General features: G+C 68.3%; 14 protein-coding genes, 1 pseudogene and 1 riboswitch. Of the genes and pseudogenes, 10 read left to right on the forward strand and 5 right to left on the reverse strand.

The genetic code is table 11. The annotated features are described in order from the left end of the window. Window positions 1–743: 743 nt before the first annotated feature. From ACWGIC_RS11055 to ACWGIC_RS11075, 5 genes and pseudogenes are all read left to right on the forward strand, one after another. Window positions 744–1,850: a PrsW family intramembrane metalloprotease gene (locus ACWGIC_RS11055; protein ID WP_452075861.1), complete on the forward strand. Its 1,107-nt coding sequence runs from the start codon at window positions 744–746 to the stop codon at window positions 1,848–1,850. 247 nt (window positions 1,851–2,097) lie between these two features. Then, a pseudogene (locus ACWGIC_RS11060) lies at window positions 2,098–3,012 on the forward strand (Rossmann-like and DUF2520 domain-containing protein); the annotation flags it as partial. Then, a complete protein-coding gene (gene panC, locus ACWGIC_RS11065) occupies window positions 3,009–3,917 on the forward strand; it encodes a pantoate--beta-alanine ligase (RefSeq protein WP_452075729.1) in 909 nt (302 codons plus the stop codon). The pseudogene ACWGIC_RS11060 and the gene panC, both read left to right, overlap by 4 nt. 12 nt (window positions 3,918–3,929) lie before the next feature. Further along, window positions 3,930–4,424, forward strand: a complete 495-nt coding sequence (gene panD, locus ACWGIC_RS11070; protein ID WP_452075730.1) for an aspartate 1-decarboxylase — start codon at window positions 3,930–3,932, stop codon at window positions 4,422–4,424. A 43-nt stretch (window positions 4,425–4,467) separates the two neighbouring features. After that, window positions 4,468–5,241 carry a type III pantothenate kinase gene (locus tag ACWGIC_RS11075; protein WP_452075731.1) on the forward strand — a complete coding sequence of 258 codons (774 nt, stop codon included), beginning with the start codon at window positions 4,468–4,470 and terminating at the stop codon, window positions 5,239–5,241. On the opposite strand, the gene ACWGIC_RS11080 is transcribed toward ACWGIC_RS11075, so the two are convergent. Beyond that, window positions 5,238–5,972, reverse strand: coding sequence for an SDR family oxidoreductase (locus tag ACWGIC_RS11080; protein ID WP_452075732.1), 735 nt, complete (start codon window positions 5,970–5,972; stop codon window positions 5,238–5,240). The genes ACWGIC_RS11075 and ACWGIC_RS11080 overlap by 4 nt on opposite strands. 86 nt (window positions 5,973–6,058) lie before the next feature. On the opposite strand from ACWGIC_RS11080, the gene ACWGIC_RS11085 reads away from it, so the two are divergent. After that, a complete protein-coding gene (locus ACWGIC_RS11085) occupies window positions 6,059–6,913 on the forward strand; it encodes a sigma-70 family RNA polymerase sigma factor (RefSeq protein WP_452075733.1) in 855 nt (284 codons plus the stop codon). 3 nt (window positions 6,914–6,916) lie between these two features. Here ACWGIC_RS11085 and ACWGIC_RS11090 read toward each other — a convergent pair whose 3' ends face one another. Together ACWGIC_RS11090 and ACWGIC_RS11095 are read right to left on the reverse strand one after the other, a co-directional pair. Next, complete coding sequence (locus ACWGIC_RS11090; RefSeq protein WP_037808251.1) at window positions 6,917–7,231, reverse strand: DMT family transporter; 315 nt, start codon at window positions 7,229–7,231, stop codon at window positions 6,917–6,919. Between the two features lie 33 nt (window positions 7,232–7,264). Then, window positions 7,265–7,326, reverse strand: a riboswitch (guanidine-III (ykkC-III) riboswitch). A 49-nt stretch (window positions 7,327–7,375) separates the two neighbouring features. Next, the gene (locus tag ACWGIC_RS11095; protein ID WP_452075734.1) at window positions 7,376–8,140 is read right to left on the reverse strand and encodes a class I SAM-dependent methyltransferase; all 765 of its coding nucleotides are present in this window, start codon (window positions 8,138–8,140) and stop codon (window positions 7,376–7,378) included. Between the two features lie 83 nt (window positions 8,141–8,223). On the opposite strand from ACWGIC_RS11095, the gene lysS reads away from it, so the two are divergent. Then, window positions 8,224–9,732, forward strand: a complete 1,509-nt coding sequence (gene lysS, locus ACWGIC_RS11100) for a lysine--tRNA ligase (RefSeq protein WP_452075735.1) — start codon at window positions 8,224–8,226, stop codon at window positions 9,730–9,732. A gap of 163 nt (window positions 9,733–9,895) precedes the next feature. After that, a complete protein-coding gene (locus ACWGIC_RS11105) occupies window positions 9,896–10,249 on the forward strand; it encodes a histone-like nucleoid-structuring protein Lsr2 (protein ID WP_009084272.1) in 354 nt (117 codons plus the stop codon). Between the two features lie 140 nt (window positions 10,250–10,389). Here the strand turns inward: ACWGIC_RS11105 and ACWGIC_RS11110 are convergent, their stop codons facing one another. Continuing rightward, window positions 10,390–11,217 carry an AraC family transcriptional regulator gene (locus ACWGIC_RS11110; RefSeq protein WP_452075736.1) on the reverse strand — a complete coding sequence of 276 codons (828 nt, stop codon included), beginning with the start codon at window positions 11,215–11,217 and terminating at the stop codon, window positions 10,390–10,392. Between the two features lie 67 nt (window positions 11,218–11,284). Here ACWGIC_RS11110 and ACWGIC_RS11115 point away from each other — a divergent pair, with 67 nt between their 5' ends. Beyond that, window positions 11,285–11,854 (forward strand): TIGR03086 family metal-binding protein, encoded by a 570-nt coding sequence (locus tag ACWGIC_RS11115; protein ID WP_452075737.1) that lies wholly within the window; start codon window positions 11,285–11,287, stop codon window positions 11,852–11,854. 18 nt (window positions 11,855–11,872) lie between these two features. Here ACWGIC_RS11115 and ACWGIC_RS11120 read toward each other — a convergent pair whose 3' ends face one another. Next, window positions 11,873–12,688 carry a (2Fe-2S)-binding protein gene (locus tag ACWGIC_RS11120; protein ID WP_452075738.1) on the reverse strand — a complete coding sequence of 272 codons (816 nt, stop codon included), beginning with the start codon at window positions 12,686–12,688 and terminating at the stop codon, window positions 11,873–11,875. A 365-nt stretch (window positions 12,689–13,053) separates the two neighbouring features. Here ACWGIC_RS11120 and ACWGIC_RS11125 point away from each other — a divergent pair, with 365 nt between their 5' ends. Then, a complete protein-coding gene (locus tag ACWGIC_RS11125) occupies window positions 13,054–15,603 on the forward strand; it encodes an ATP-dependent Clp protease ATP-binding subunit (protein WP_452075739.1) in 2,550 nt (849 codons plus the stop codon). Window positions 15,604–15,713 lie beyond the last annotated feature (110 nt).

Raw genomic sequence — 15,713 nt, forward strand, 5'->3', positions numbered from 1 at the left:
ACAAGCACCCCCGCGCCGCGTTTTTGGCTTCGTATCGGGGTGCAGGGCCGGGTGTGGCTGCGCTGGTGGGGTTGGGTGCGCTGGTGCGGTTGGGGAGGTGGGGCGCGGAGCTTGGGTGCGCTGGTGGGTTTGTGTAGGCGGGCTGCGGTTGGTGGGGGCGCGGAGCTCCGGTGCGCTGGTGGGTTTGTGCGCGGGCTGCGGTTGGTGGGGGCGCGGGGCTCGGGTGCGCTGGCGGGTTTGTGTGCGCGGGCTGCGGTTTGGCGAGGGGCTGTCTTGGTGAGGTTGGGGTGCCCGGGTGCGCTTGGGTGGCTGTCTGGGGTGAGTTGGGTGCGCGGGTGCGGTTGGGCGGGTGGCTGCCTGGGGTGAGGTTGGGTTCGTCGCTGGCGGTTCGAGGAGCGGGGATAGCGCCCCAATGTGGCATTGGGTGCGTTAGATGCACCCAATGTGGCGTTCGGTGCGTCCCACGCACCCAATGCCACATTGGGGCGGTCTGGGGATGCGACGGGTGGGTGGGCGTGAAGGGCACCTTGAGGGAATCTGGGTCTGTGAAGGGGCCCCTCACGGACGAAGGCTGGGGTGAGGCAGGGATGTGGGTCACAGCGGTATCCCGCAGAGGGCTGAACCCCGGATGTCCAACCGGCATCCCCGGCAGCCCCTGCGTAGGGTGACCGCTCGTGAACGGCACCCTTTCCGCCTCGCCGCCGGGTTCTGCGTCCACGCCATCTCGTTCGCGGCACATCACCGTGCTCCTTCCGGTGCTCGGGCTGATCGTCGTGGCGTTGTGCGGGCTTTTTCTCTTCGGGCTCGCGACCGCGCGGGTCGGGTGGCTGGCGGTGGCGATCGGGGTGGTCGCCGCGCTCGTGCCGGTCGGGGTGGTGGTCGCCGGGTTGCTCTGGGTGGATCGCTGGGAGCCTGAACCGGCGAAGCTGCTCTTGATGGCTTTCGCTTGGGGCGCTTGCATTGCCACCGTCACCGCGCTGCTGATCAACACGGGGGCCGAGGCGTTCGGCGACCTGCTTCTCGGTGGCGGCAACGGCAGCAAGGTCAGCGCGCTCGTCTCCGCGCCGCTGGTTGAAGAAGCCGCCAAGGGCGTCTTCGTGCTGTTGATCTTCTGGCGGCGCAACGAGGAATTCGACGGGCTCGTCGACGGCGTCGTCTACGCGGGCTTCGCGGCCGCCGGGTTTGCCTTCACCGAGAACATCTATTACTTCGGCCGCGCCTTCGCTGACCACGGCTTTGGCAACGGGACGAGCTCCGGTGTGCTGGCCGCTTTCCTCGTGCGCGGCGTGCTTTCGCCGTTCACGCATCCGTTGTTCACCGCGATGACCGGCATCGGGTTCGGCATCGCCGCGCGTTACGCGCAGCGGTGGGTCCGGATTCTCGCGCCGCTGGCCGGATACCTCGCCGGGGTCGTCCTGCACGCGCTCTGGAACGCCGCGGCCACGCTCAACGGCGGGAAATCCTTCCTCACGCTGTATTTCCTGGTGATTCTGCCGCTGCTGATCGCCGCGATCTACGTGATCGTGCTGCAGCGGCGGCGAGAACAGCGGATCGTCGCCGCGGCGTTGCCGAAGATGGCGGCCGCGCGGTGGATCGCGCCGTCGGAGGTCGACTTGCTCGCCAGTTTGTCCGGGCGGCGGGAATGGCGGAAGCAGGCGCGCAAGCAATCCGGGCGGGCGGCGGCGCGGGCGGTCGGCCGATATCAGGCAAGCGTGACGGAACTCGCATTCCTGCGTCGCACGCGATTGCGCACTGAGCAGGACCGGCGGCGGCAGGAAGAGTTGCTGCAGGCACTGCGGGACGCCCGCGCGGATGCCGTGCGATTGGCGAACAATCGCGACAGTCGGTGAACATTCCCCGACCGGGGTAGCTCGACCGTGCCAAAATTGGCGCTCCAGCGGGGGAATCGCGCCCACGACGGCCGCGGGAAACGGAACGCCAATAAGGTACGGGCGCGATGGGACGCCCCGGGTGAAGCTGGTCACCCAGGCACCGCGATCCGGCCGGGTCGGGGCTACTCTCGCGCCGTCGTCTGGTACCCGCGACAAAAGAGCGGGACTGGAACGAACATGAGGAGTTTCGAGCCATGAGCGTCCACAGGCGCACGCCATGAACCGACCGGCCCGCCTTGCCGTGGGCGTCGTTTCCGCTGGCCGCGTGGGCAGTGTCCTCGGTGCGGCATTGGCCAGGGCAGGCCACACCGTCGTCGCCGCGTCGGGACTGTCCGCCGCTTCGCTGAACCGCGCGGAACGGCTGCTGCCCGGGGTCCCCTTGCTGCCGCCCGACGAAGTCGTGCGCAGAGCCGATCTCGTACTGCTCGCGTTGCCGGACGACGCGCTCGCCGGCACCGTCCGTGGTCTGGTCGCTACGAATTCCGTACGGGCAGGCCAGATCGTGGTGCACACCTCGGGTGCGCACGGCATCGACGTGCTGGCCCCGGTCGCGGAAGCCGGTGCGCTGCCGCTCGCGCTGCACCCGGTGCTCACCTTCACCGGCCGCGAGGAAGACCTGGAACGTCTTGTCGCGGCGAGCATCGGCGTCACCGCGGCTCCGGACGACGACGCGGCGTGGAACGTCGGCGAAGCGCTCGCCGTCGAGATGGGCGCCGAGCCGGTGCGCGTCCCCGAATCCGCGCGGGCGCTGTATCACGCGGCGCTGGCGCACGGCGCGAATCACCTGATGACGCTGGTCGCCGACTGCACCGAAACCCTGCGCGACGCCGGAATCGGGCATCCGGAACGACTCGTCGCACCGCTGCTTTCGGCGGCATTGGACAATGTCCTTCGCCACGGGGACCGCGCCCTCACCGGACCGGTCCCGCGTGGTGATCTCGGCACCGTCCGCAAGCACCTCGACGTGCTCACGGACCGGGCGCCGCAGATCGCCCCGGCCTACCGGGTGCTGGCCCGGCGCACAGCCGAACGGTCCCGCGCCGCCGGCCTGCTCGATCCCGCGGCCGCGGGCGAACTGACCGATCTTCTCGCCGACCCCGCTGAAGGACAGACCCCGTGACGACACCGAAATTCCAGCGCGGAACGCTCAACACGTTCCAGCCGCCCGAGCACATCAGCAAGGTGAGCTGGGGGTTGCGCAGCCTCGGCCGGAAGATCGCGCTCGTGCCGACCATGGGCGCGTTGCACGCCGGCCACCGCGAACTGCTGCGCCGCGCGAAGCGGCTGCCGAACACCGTTGTCGCCGCGTCGATCTTCGTGAACCCGTTGCAGTTCGGCGAGGGCGAGGACTTCGAGGCGTACCCGCGCCAGCTCGAAGCCGACTTGGCGACCTTGTCCGAGGCGGGGGTCGAACTGGCTTTCACGCCGAAGGCCTCGGACCTCTACGCGGACAACGCGGTGGTCACCGTGAATCCCGGCCCGCTCGGCGACGAGCTCGAGGGAGCCGCCCGGCCCGGGCATTTCGCCGGGGTGCTGACAGTCGTCGCGAAACTGTTCAACCTGCTGCGCCCGGATTACGCGTTCTTCGGGGAGAAGGACTACCAGCAGCTGGTGCTGATCAAGCGGATGGTGGCGGACCTGAACATCGACACCCGCGTCATCGGGGTGCCGACGGTCCGGGAGCGGGACGGCCTCGCGCTGTCCTCGCGCAACGTTTACCTGACTCCGCAGCAGCGGGAAGACGCCGTGGTGCTGTCGGCCGCGTTGACGGCGGGAGCCTACGTCGGGCGGGAGGGAGCCGAGGCCGTGCTGGACATGGCACGGAAGACGCTCGCGGCCCGTCCCCAGGTGGAAGTGGATTACCTGGAATTGAGGGGAACCGATTTGGGGCCGGCGCCCGTCGACGGAGAGGCGCGGTTGCTGGTCGCTGCCCGGGTGGGGAGTACCCGGCTGATCGACAACGCGGGAGTGCTGCTCGGAAAAGCCGTGGAACATCCGAGCGGGGATCCGGACGCAGGGGAATAGGGAGAGTCCACGATGTATCGCACGATGCTGAAATCGAAGATCCACCGGGCCACGGTGACCCAGGCCGACCTGCACTACGTGGGCTCGGTCACGGTCGACGAGGACCTGATGGAGGCCGCCGATCTGCTCGAGGGCGAGCAGGTGTCCATTGTGGATGTCACGAACGGCGCGCGGCTGGAAACCTATGTCATCACCGGCGAACGCGGCAGCGGCGTGCTCGGCATCAACGGGGCCGCCGCGCATCTCGTGCACCCGGGCGACCTGGTGATCCTGATCGCCTACGGGCAGATGGACGACGCGGAGGCGCGCGCCTACCGGCCGCGAGTGATCTTTGTGGACGATTACAACCGGATCGTCGAGTGGGGGACCGACCCGGCGCACGCACCGGACGGATCGGGTCTGCTGAGCGGCACGGTCACGCTGCCCGAAGAGGACACGATGACCTTCCCGGTGGCCGAAACCGCGGACGCTCGCCGTCTCGACGCGTTGCTGCACGCCGAAAACTGACCTGAATCGGCGGCGGTCGCGAGCCGCAGTAAGGAAGACCTCGTTGCTGCTCACTGTCGACGTCGGCAACACCAACATCGTGCTCGGCCTCTACGACGGGGCCGAACTGGTCGGTGACTGGCGGATGCGCACCGACGCGCGGATGACCGCCGACGAACTCGCGCTCACCGTGCGCGGCCTGCTCGGCTCGCACGCCGACGCGGTCACCGGAATCAGCGCGCTGTCCACAGTTCCCGCGGTGCTGCGGGAATTGCGGGTGATGCTCGCCCGCTATTACGCCAGGGTGCCGAAGATCGTGGTCGAACCCGGCGTGCGCACCGGCGTGGCGCTGCTGGTGGACAATCCGAAGGAAGTCGGCGCGGACCGGCTGGTGAACACCCTTGCCGCGCACCATTTGCACGCCACCGCGTGCGTGGTGGTCGATTTCGGCACCTCCACGAACGTCGACGCGATCTCGGCCCGGGGCGAATTCCTCGGCGGGGCGTTCGCCCCGGGCATCGAGATCTCGGTGGACGCGCTCGCCGCCCGCGCGGCCGCGCTGCGGAAGGTGGAACTCGTCCCGCCGCGTTCGGTGATCGGCAAGAACACCGTCGAATGCCTGCAGTCCGGCATTCTGTACGGCTTCGCCGGCCAGGTCGACGGACTCGTGCGACGGATCGTGCGCGAATTGCAGCACGACAGCTCTGAACCGGTCACGGTGATCGCCACCGGCGGGCTCGCCCCGTTGGTGCTGGGCGAATCCGAGACGATCAAGGAGCACGTGCCCGACCTCACGCTGCTGGGCCTGCGGCTGGTGTACGAACGGAATGTGCGTTAGCCGATCTGCTCGGCGAGGTAATCCTCGAAAGTGCGGGTGCCGGTGTCCGCATCGAGGTTGAGGTTGCCGTTCGCGCGGTAGACCTTCCCCGCGGCACCCGGAATGCGCATCGGCATTTTCGCCCGCCGCCGCCCGCTGGCGCGCAAATACTGATCGACCAGTTCGCGCATCCCGTACACCTTGGGCCCGGCCAGATCCCGCACCCGCCCGGCCGGGTCGCCGAGCGCCAGCCCCGCGATCCGCTCGGCCACATCCCGGGCGTCGACCGGCTGGAAATTGACCGCGGGCACCGGCACGACCGGGAGTTTCGCCACTGCCCGCACGGCATTGAGGCAGAAACCGTGGAACTGGGCCGCGCGCAGGATCGTCGACGGCACGTCCGCCGCGGCGACGAGCTTTTCGGCCTCGTGCTTCCGGCGGAAATACCCCAGCGGCAGCGCGTCCGCGGCGATCACCGAAATGAAAACCAGGTGGCCGACCCCGGCGCGTTCGGCGGCGCGGACCAGATTCCCGGTCGCCACGTCGTCGCCCTTCGGGCCGCCTGCCAGGTGCACGACCACGTCCGCTCCGTCGATCGCGGGAGCGAGGCCCTCGCCGGTCATCAGGTCGCAGGCGAACCGGCCGGGGCCGTTGGCCTTGCGGCTGAGAACGCGGATCTTCGCGTCGCCGAGGGCGGGAACGACCAGCTTGCCGAGGGTTCCGGTGCCGCCGGTGACCAAGATCGTCGTCATGACAATTCCTTCCGGGTAAAGTGCCGCGAGGTGGGCACTGGGGGTGTCCTACTGGGATGAACCCGCCCGCGAAGGAGATGTGACAGGTGGATGCTCGGACGCTGCTCGCGGCCCAATTCGAGGAACAGCGTCCGAGGCTTCGCGGGGTCGCCTACCGCATGCTCGGCTCGCTGAGCGAGGCCGACGACGCGGTGCAGGAAGCCTGGCTGCGCGTCGACAGCGCGGATATTTCCGAGGTGCAGAATCTGCCCGCGTGGCTCACCACGGTGGTGGCGCGGGTGTGCCTGAACCTGTTGCGCACGCGCGAACGCCGTCGCGAGGATTCGCTGGACGCGTTCCCGCTCGATCGCGGAGACGACGGCGCGGATCTCGCCGAAGAAGCCCAACTGGCCGATTCCGTCGGGCTGGCGATGCTGGTAGTGCTCGACGTCCTCGGCCCGGCGGAGCGGATCGCGTTCGTGCTGCACGACATGTTCGCCGTGCCGTTCGAGGACATCGCGCAGATCCTCGACCGAAGCCCGGCGGCAGTCCGGCAGCTCGCCAGCCGCGCCCGTCGCCGGGTGCGGGGCGGGGAAGCGGGCCCCGCCGACGCGAGCAAACGGCGCGGGGCTGTCGAGGCGTACCTGGCCGCCGCCCGAGAGGGAGACTTCGCGGGATTGCTGAAGGTGCTCGACCCAGACGTCGTGCTGCACTCGGACACCGGTGCGGCACCGGTGGTACTGCGCGGTGTCCGAGCGGTCAGCAAGGGCGCGCTGCTCGCTTCGGAAGTCGCGCGCAGCACGCAGGTCGCGTTGGTCGACGGCGTTCCCGGCCTGGTGCTCGCCCCGCGCGGCCGGCTGGCCGTGGTGCTCACGTTCGTTTTCGACGGCGACCTGATTACCGGGATCGACGTGATTTCCGCGCCGGAGCGGCTGCGCGGGCTGGAGATCGCGCTCGGGTGAAGATCAGTGGAACAGCTTCAGCCCGACGACCCCGGCGACAATCAGCACGAGGCAGGTGATGCGGCCGACGGTGAGCGGATCGTTCATCGCGACGATCCCGTACACCGCGGTCCCCACCGCGCCGATGCCGACCCACACCGCGTATCCGGTGCCGAGCGGAATTTCGCGCAATGAATAAGCGAGGCCGGACATGCTGAGCAGCAGCGCGCCGCCGAACAGCACGCTCGGCCAGAGCCTGCTGAAGCCTTTCGAGGCGCCGAGCGCCGCGGCCCACACGGTTTCGAGAAATCCGGAAACGACAAGAACGAGCCAGGCCATGATCAAGAACCTTTCGCAGTGACTGATGCGTTCACTGCGCCGTCTTGTCGTCACCGGGTACGACGCGCTCGTCCGGGGCGGATCGCCGCCACCTCCGAAATTAGCACCGAACGGCGGCGGCGAGATGGTGATTTCGGTCGCCGCTCAGTGCCGGCGGGCCCGCAGAACCGTGGTGACCAGCGGATAGTCGAATTCGCCTGTTCCAGTCTCCGGAACAGATTCCAGGTACGCCCTGGCTCGCGCGAGCTGCTGTTCGCGGTCCGGTGCGGAAGCGACCAGCAGATGCGAATGCGTGGCGACAGTCGCCAGCAGAGATTCGATCGAGCGCCGGTGAACGTGGGCGAACCGGTCTTGTTCGAACGGGCCGAAGCCGTCCGCGCGCAGCGGCTGGTCCGGATCGGCGAAGCCGCGGCTGACACCGGTGCGGATCAACTGGGAGAATTCGAGCACCCACGGCACGGATTCGTCGTCGTGATTCCACAGCGCCACCACGGTTCCTCCGGGCCGCAGCACCCGGCGGATCTCCGCGAACGCCGGCGCTAAATCGAACCAGTGCAGGGCCTGGCCGACGAACACCGCGTCCGCCGATTCGTCCGGGAGCGGGATGTCCTCGGCCTTGCCGAGCAGCGCGGGAACGTCCGGCAGCAGCCGGGACAGTTCGGCGAGCATGCCCGGATCGGGTTCCACCGCGGTCACCGAACGGCCGAGAGCCCGCAGCCCCTCGGTGAGTTTTCCGGTGCCCGCGGCGAGGTCAAGCACGTCGCGTACCGGCCGGTTCGCCCCGGAAATACCCCATTCGAGTGCCGCCAGGGGATAGTCCGGCCGGTGCCGGGCATAGGCGTCCGCCTGGTCGCCGAACGAAGAGGCCCGCCGGGCGCGCAGTTCCGCATCAGTGCCGGGATCGCTCACGAGTAACCACCCTAATACCGTGAGTGCCCCGGAAGGGGAATCCGGTTGACGCGGTTCACCAGCGGCTTCGTACGCTATGGCCCATGACCGAATTCCCCGCGTCCGACGCACTGCCCGATGACGACCTGCCCGAACAGATGCGGGTGCGCCGGGACAAGCGCGACCGGATAATCGCGGAGGGTGCCGATCCTTACCCGGTAGAGGTTCCGCGTACGCACACTCTCGCGCAGATCCGTGCCGAACATTCCGGTCTCGAAGCCGACACCAGCACCGGTCAGTCGGTCGGCGTCACCGGTCGCGTCATGTTTCTCCGCAATACGGGCAAACTGTGTTTCGCCACTCTTCGTGAGGGCGACGGCACAGAACTGCAGGCGATGCTGAGTCTCGCGCAGGTCGGCGCCGAGTCGCTCGCCTCGTGGAAGTCCGATGTCGATCTCGGCGACCACGTATTCGTGCACGGCGAGGTGATCACCTCGAAGCGCGGAGAGCTTTCCGTGCTGGCCGACAGCTGGCAGATCGCGGCGAAGTCGCTGCGCCCGCTGCCGGTGGCGTTCAAGGAGCTGGCCGAGGAAACGCGAATCCGGCAGCGTTATGTCGATCTGATTATGCGTCCGCGCGCCCGCGACGTGGTGCGCACGCGCTCCGGCGTGATGCGCTCGCTGCGCGAGTCCTTCCACCGCCGGGGATTCACCGAGGTGGAGACGCCGATGCTGCAGACGCTGCACGGCGGTGCCGCGGCCCGGCCGTTCGTCACGCATTCCAATGCCTTCGACCTCGAGCTGTTCCTGCGCATCGCGCCGGAGCTGTACCTCAAGCGCTGCGTGGTCGGCGGGATCGAGAAGGTTTTCGAGATCAACCGGAACTTCCGCAACGAGGGCAGCGACTCCTCGCACTCGCCGGAGTTCGCGATGCTCGAGTACTACGAGGCGTACGCCACTTACGACACGAATGCCGTGATGACCCGCCAACTCATCCAGGAGGCCGCGGAGAACGTGCTCGGCACCCAGGTCGTCACTCTTGCCGACGGAACCGAGTACGACCTTTCCGGCGAATGGACGACCCTCGGCATGTACGAGTCGCTCTCGGAAGCGCTCGGCGAGGAAGTGACGCCGGATACTCCCGCCGAAGCACTGCACAAGATCGCCGCGGCGCGCGAGATCGAGGTGGATCCCAAGCTAGCGCACGGCAAACTTGTCGAGGAACTGTGGGAACATCTCGTCGGCGACGGACTGCACGCCCCCACATTTGTCCGGGATTTCCCGCTGGAGACCTCTCCGCTCACCCGGCAGCACCGCAGCCGTCCCGGGGTGGCCGAGAAGTGGGACCTGTACGTACGCGGTTTCGAACTCGCCACCGGATACTCCGAGCTGGTGGATCCGGTCGTGGAACGGCAGCGGCTCACCGAACAGGCGCGGCTCGCCGCTGCCGGGGATAGCGAGGCGATGCGTCTCGACGAGGATTTCCTCCGCGCGCTCGAGTACGGAATGCCGCCGAGCGGCGGGGTCGGAATGGGGATCGACCGGCTGCTCATGGCACTGACCGGGCTCGGTATCCGCGAGACGATCCTCTTCCCGCTCGTACGGCCCGAATAGCTCGCCGTCCCGCCGCGCGGTCGAGATTTTCTCAATGCGGATTTGCCTACGGCGGGACAAGCGGGTATTAATATGGGTGTCAAAGACTTCTGTAGCTCGGGGCTTGCCCCGAAACCAGATCATGTAGCCAGATCATTCGGGCAAGCCCCGCAGGAGGAATCAGATGGCACAGAAGGTGCTGGTCTCTCTGGTCGACGACCTCGACGGCAGTGAGGCGGAAGAGACCGTTGAGTTCGGTTTGGACGGTGTGAGCTACCAGATCGACCTGTCGGGCGAAAACGCCGAGGAACTGCGTGACGCGCTCGCGCAGTATGTCGAGCACGCCCGCCGCGCGGGCGGCCGCAAGCGCGCGCCGCTGCGTCCGGTCGCCGGCGGCAAGTCCCCGGCCCGCCCGGCCGCGGTCGACCGCGAGCAGAACCAGGCGATTCGCGCGTGGGCCCGCAAGAACGGTTTCCAGGTTTCCGACCGCGGGCGCATCCCGTCGGAGGTCGTCGAGGCTTACCACAAGAAGAACTGACCGGGCATTTCCGGAACTCGCGGATGCGGCCCTCCGGTTAGCGAGGGTGAGAGAACGCAGCCGCGCCGGAGACCGGTCTTCGCGGTCCGCACGTCAAACGGCCGTCGGGAACATTCCCGGCGGCCGTTTGGCGTTCCGCATTAGTTTCCCGGCTTTGCGCCGTCCGGCGTGCCCGACATCAGCCGGCGGGCCGAACGGGCGTACTCCGCGGGAGGGGATCCGGTCGCCGCGGCGAAATCGCGGATGAAGTGAGGTTGGTCGCTATAGCCCAGCCGAGTCGCCAGTTCCGCGTAATCCGGTGCGGCCGGTTCGGCGAGCAACCGGGCGGCTTCGTTGAGCCGGTAAATCCGGATCGCCCACTTCGGTGTTGTTCCCACGTGCTCGGCGAACAACCGCTGCACTGCCCGGATCGACAGTCCGAGCGCCGCCGCCAGTTCCGCGACCCGGGTGATCCCGGGATCCGCGGCGATTGTTTCCACCGCTTCCGCGGCCAACCGGGCCGCCCGCGGAATGGGACGACGGCATGCGATCAGCAAGTTGTCGATTGCAGTGATCATTTCCGCGTCGGTCTCCGCATTCCGGATGGCGTTTTCCGTGCCGGCGGCGGCCGGGCCGAAGATCTTCGCGACGTCGGCCGCCCGATCGGAGAGGGTGCGCACCGGGGCGTAGAGGAACGGGCGAAAACAGCCGGGCCGGATCCGGGCCCCGATCCCGTGCCCGCGCCCGCTGAGCCGGTGAGTGAAAAGCTGGTGCGCCGGACCGTAAACCCCGCACGCGCCGGGGAAGAACGTCACGTGCACCGACAGATTCGGAAGCACGTGCTGAACATGGGGTTCGGTCAGGTTCCAGCGCAGTATCCAGTGGTGTTCCACGAAATCGCGCAGTTCCGGGGCCGGCGGATGCCGGGTGAGCGTGAACTTGGTGCGAGCCGTCCGCTCGTTCAGGACGCCGCTCGGGATCCGCCGCATGGCTGAAAACGTTAGTGCGTCGCGTATTTTCAAGACGGCCGCCGGGTTCCGTGGTTGGCTCGCCCGCATGCCGAATCATTCCGGACTGCTCGCCCCGGCCGCCGCCGAACTGTGCCGTGTCGCGGCTGCCGCCCCGTCGCTGACCGCGCCCACCGCCTGCGCCGACTACGACGTTCGCGGTCTTCTCAACCACCTCCTCTACTGGGGCCCGTGGCTCGCCGCCGCTATCCGGCACGAGCCTTACGAACCGCCCGCCCCGAGCGAAGCCGAGGCCTCGCTTGTCGGAGAGGACTGGCCGAAGTCGCTGAAAGAAATGACCGACGACGTGATCGCCGCGCTCACCCCGCCGGAGGCGTGGACCGGAACCATCGCTTTCGGCGGCTCCGAATTGCCCGCCGCGGTCGTCGGAGACATGGTGCTCGGCGAACTCGTCCTGCACGCCTGGGATCTCACGCGCGCGAGCGGCACCGAGCTGAACTGCTCGGACGAAGCCGCCGAAGTGGTTCTCGCGTTCGCGGCCGGGATGGGCGAAGAGGCCCGCAAGGGCGGCGTCTTCGGCCCGGAGGTCGCGGTGCCGGAAACCGCGCCGGTGCTGCACCGGGCGCTGGGCGCGACGGGCCGGGACCCGTACGCCTGAAATTTCACTCGACGGAGATCACCGGCGGCAGACGCGCGGACAGCTTTCGCATTCCGCCTCCCCGGGTAGGAGATAGGAGAAGCAACAGCTCTCCCGACGCCGCTCCCACGCCCGGCGGCCGTCGTCGTTGATCGTCATGCGCAAGGTGGACGCCGAGGTCAGCGGGCTGTACTGCGCGTCGAGCACCAGTGCCGCGTCCGCGACGCCAGCACCTTCGGCCTCGGCGGTCCCGCCTTGCCTGCCAACCCGCCACAGCGCGCCGTCCAGTGCGTCTGTGGCGGCTGCCCAGAGCATGCGCCGACCGAGCCTGGTGCCGGGCGCGTAGGCGCGGACGAAGCGGGCAGCGTGGCCGACGAACTGCGCGCGCAGCGCCGCGGCCAGCGCGCGTTCGTCGCGCACGACGGTGGCTTCAGGGCGGACGCTGCCCGGGTCCGTCGGCAAGCAGTAAAAGGCGTCGCTGAGCACGGCCATGCCCTCGGGATGCGGCCGGTCAGGGCCCAGGCCGAACGCGAGCTGCTCCGGCTTGAGCGACGGCACCCGGCGCTCGTGGTGCAGCAGCAACGCGCCCACGTACGCCGGGACGTAGAGGTACCAGGACATCACGTAGCTGGCCGCTGTCCGGTCGGGTGCCACGCCGTGCTGGTCGATGAGCCAGTCGGACAGCCGGGACCGCCACTCGGCGAACAGCGCGGGCTGTTCCAGGAGGTCAGCGCAGCGATACCAGTCCGCGGGGACGTCGCGGCGCAGCTCGTGCCGGACGCTGGCGCGCAGCAAGGAGGAGCCGAGACCGTCGCCGATCTCGCGGGCGTCGTCGCGCGAGCGCTGCGGGTTCACCGGTCCACCCCCGTCCTGTTTCGTTAGGCGTGCCTAACCTTACATACGGAGCGACATTGCGCCAATCGGGTGGCCAAGGGGTGAGACCACCCGGACGCGCGGGGGTGTTCGCGCTGAGCGGACAGGGGCGCCCGGGCGGAATCCTGATCCGGTCCCGTACGTTCGAGAGGGAGTAAAGGTGCAGCGCAACCGGATGATGAGCGGTGACCGACCGGGTCGCCGCCCGGGTGCGAACGGGCCGCCGGAAGCCGTAGTGGTACGCAAGCGCGACCGCTTGGCTACTAGAGTGGTCTCACGGTGCTGTCCGCCGTGGACGCGATCCACGGAGGTTACGGGCCGCCGACGCAGCAGTCGAGGGAGTGCGCATGTTTGAGAGGTTCACCGACCGCGCGAGGCGGGTGGTCGTCCTGGCCCAAGAAGAGGCCCGGATGCTCAACCACAACTACATCGGCACCGAGCACATCCTCCTGGGTCTGATCCACGAGGGTGAGGGTGTCGCCGCCAAGGCGCTGGAGTCGCTGGGCATCGCCCTCGAGGGCGTGCGCCAGCAGGTCGAGGAGATCATCGGCCAGGGCCAGCAGGCTCCGAGCGGGCACATCCCGTTCACGCCGCGGGCGAAGAAGGTGCTGGAGCTGTCGCTGCGCGAGGCGCTGCAGCTCGGCCACAACTACATCGGCACCGAGCACATCCTGCTCGGCCTGATCCGCGAGGGCGAGGGCGTCGCCGCCCAGGTGCTCGTGAAGCTGGGCGCTGACCTCAACCGGGTCCGCCAGCAGGTGCTGCAGCTCCTGTCGGGCTACCAGACCGGCGAGAAGTCCACCGAGAGCGGCTCCGGCCGCGGCGAGGGCACGCCGTCCTCCTCGCTGGTGCTCGACCAATTCGGCCGCAACATGACCGTGCTCGCCCGCGAGGGCAAGCTCGACCCGGTCATCGGGCGCGGCAAGGAGATCGAGCGGGTCATGCAGGTGCTGTCCCGCCGGACCAAGAACAACCCGGTGCTCATCGGCGAGCCGGGCGTCGGCAAGACCGCCGTCGTCGAGGGGCTCGCGCAGAGCATCGTCAAGGGCGAGGTGCCCGAGACCCTCAAGGACAAGCAGCTCTACACGCTGGACCTCGGCTCGCTGGTCGCCGGTTCGCGCTACCGCGGCGACTTCGAAGAGCGCCTGAAGAAGGTGCTCAAGGAGATCAAGACCCGCGGCGACATCATCCTGTTCATCGACGAGCTGCACACGCTCGTCGGCGCGGGAGCCGCCGAGGGCGCGATCGACGCGGCGTCGATCCTGAAGCCGATGCTGGCCCGTGGCGAACTGCAGACGATCGGCGCGACCACGCTCGAGGAGTACCGCAAGTACATCGAGAAGGACGCCGCGCTGGAGCGCCGCTTCCAGCCGATCCAGGTGGGCGAGCCGTCGCTCGAGCACACGATCGAGATCCTCAAGGGCCTGCGCGACCGGTACGAGGCGCACCACCGCGTCTCGATCACCGACTCCGCGCTGGTCGCGGCCGCCACACTGGCCGACCGCTACATCAACGACCGGTTCCTGCCGGACAAGGCGATCGACCTGATCGACGAAGCCGGGGCCCGGATGCGCATCCGCCGGATGACCGCTCCGCCGGACCTGCGCGAGTTCGACGAGAAGATCGCCGACGTCCGCCGGGACAAGGAGTCCGCGATCGACGCGCAGGACTTCGAGCGGGCCGCGCGCCTTCGCGACGAGGAGAAGCAGCTCCTCGGCCAGAAGGGCGAGCGCGAGAAGCAGTGGAAGGACGGCGACCTCGACGTCGTCGCCGAGGTGGACGACGAGCAGATCGCGGAGGTGCTGGCCAACTGGACCGGCATCCCGGTGTTCAAGCTCACCGAGGAGGAGACCACCCGGCTGCTGCGCATGGAGGACGAGCTCCACAAGCGCATCATCGGCCAGGAGGACGCGGTCAAGGCCGTCTCCCAGGCGATCCGCCGTACCCGTGCGGGTCTGAAGGACCCGAAGCGCCCGTCCGGTTCGTTCATCTTCGCCGGCCCGTCCGGTGTCGGTAAGACGGAGCTGTCGAAGGCGCTCGCGTCCTTCCTGTTCGGCGAGGACGACGCGCTCATCCAGATCGACATGGGCGAGTTCCACGACCGCTACACCGCTTCGCGGCTCTTCGGCGCCCCTCCGGGCTACGTCGGCTACGAAGAGGGCGGGCAGCTGACCGAGAAGGTGCGGCGCAAGCCGTTCTCGGTGGTCCTTTTCGACGAGATCGAGAAGGCGCACCAGGAGATCTACAACACCCTCCTGCAGGTGCTCGAAGACGGCCGGCTCACCGATGGCCAGGGCCGCACGGTCGACTTCAAGAACACCGTGCTGATCTTCACCTCGAACCTGGGCACCTCGGACATCTCGAAGTCCGTGAGCCTCGGCTTCTCTTCCGGGTCGGGCGCGACCGACCGCTACGAGAAGATGAAGCAGAAGGTCAACGAGGAAATGAAGAAGCATTTCCGCCCGGAGTTCCTGAACCGGATCGACGACATCATCGTCTTCCACCAGCTCAACCAGGAACAGATCATCCAGATGGTGGATCTGATGATCGGCCGGGTCGAGACGCAGCTCAAGGCCAAGGACATGGAGATCGAGCTGACCGAGAAGGCGAAGGCGCTGCTGGCCAAGCGCGGCTTCGACCCGGTGCTCGGCGCCCGGCCGCTGCGCCGCACGATCCAGCGCGAGATCGAGGACCAGCTGTCGGAGAAGATCCTCTTCGGCGAGGTCGAAGCGGGTCAGATCATCGTGGTCGACGTCGAGGGCTGGAGCGGCAACCCGGAGGACCGCGACGACGAGGCGCACTTCACCTTCCGCGGGGAGAAGCGTCCGTCCTCGGTTCCCGACGCTCCGCCGGTGAGCATCGGAGCCGGGGAAAACGGCGAGACCGAGAGCGAGTGAGTTAACTAGCGGAAAGGGGGGGGCCCCCCCCCGGGCGCCCCCTGTTTATATTTTGGGGTTTTTGGGTGGTGGAGGAATTAGGGGGGCCCGGCGGGGGCCCCCCCCCGGTA

This window comes from Amycolatopsis sp. NPDC054798, assembly GCF_053611505.1.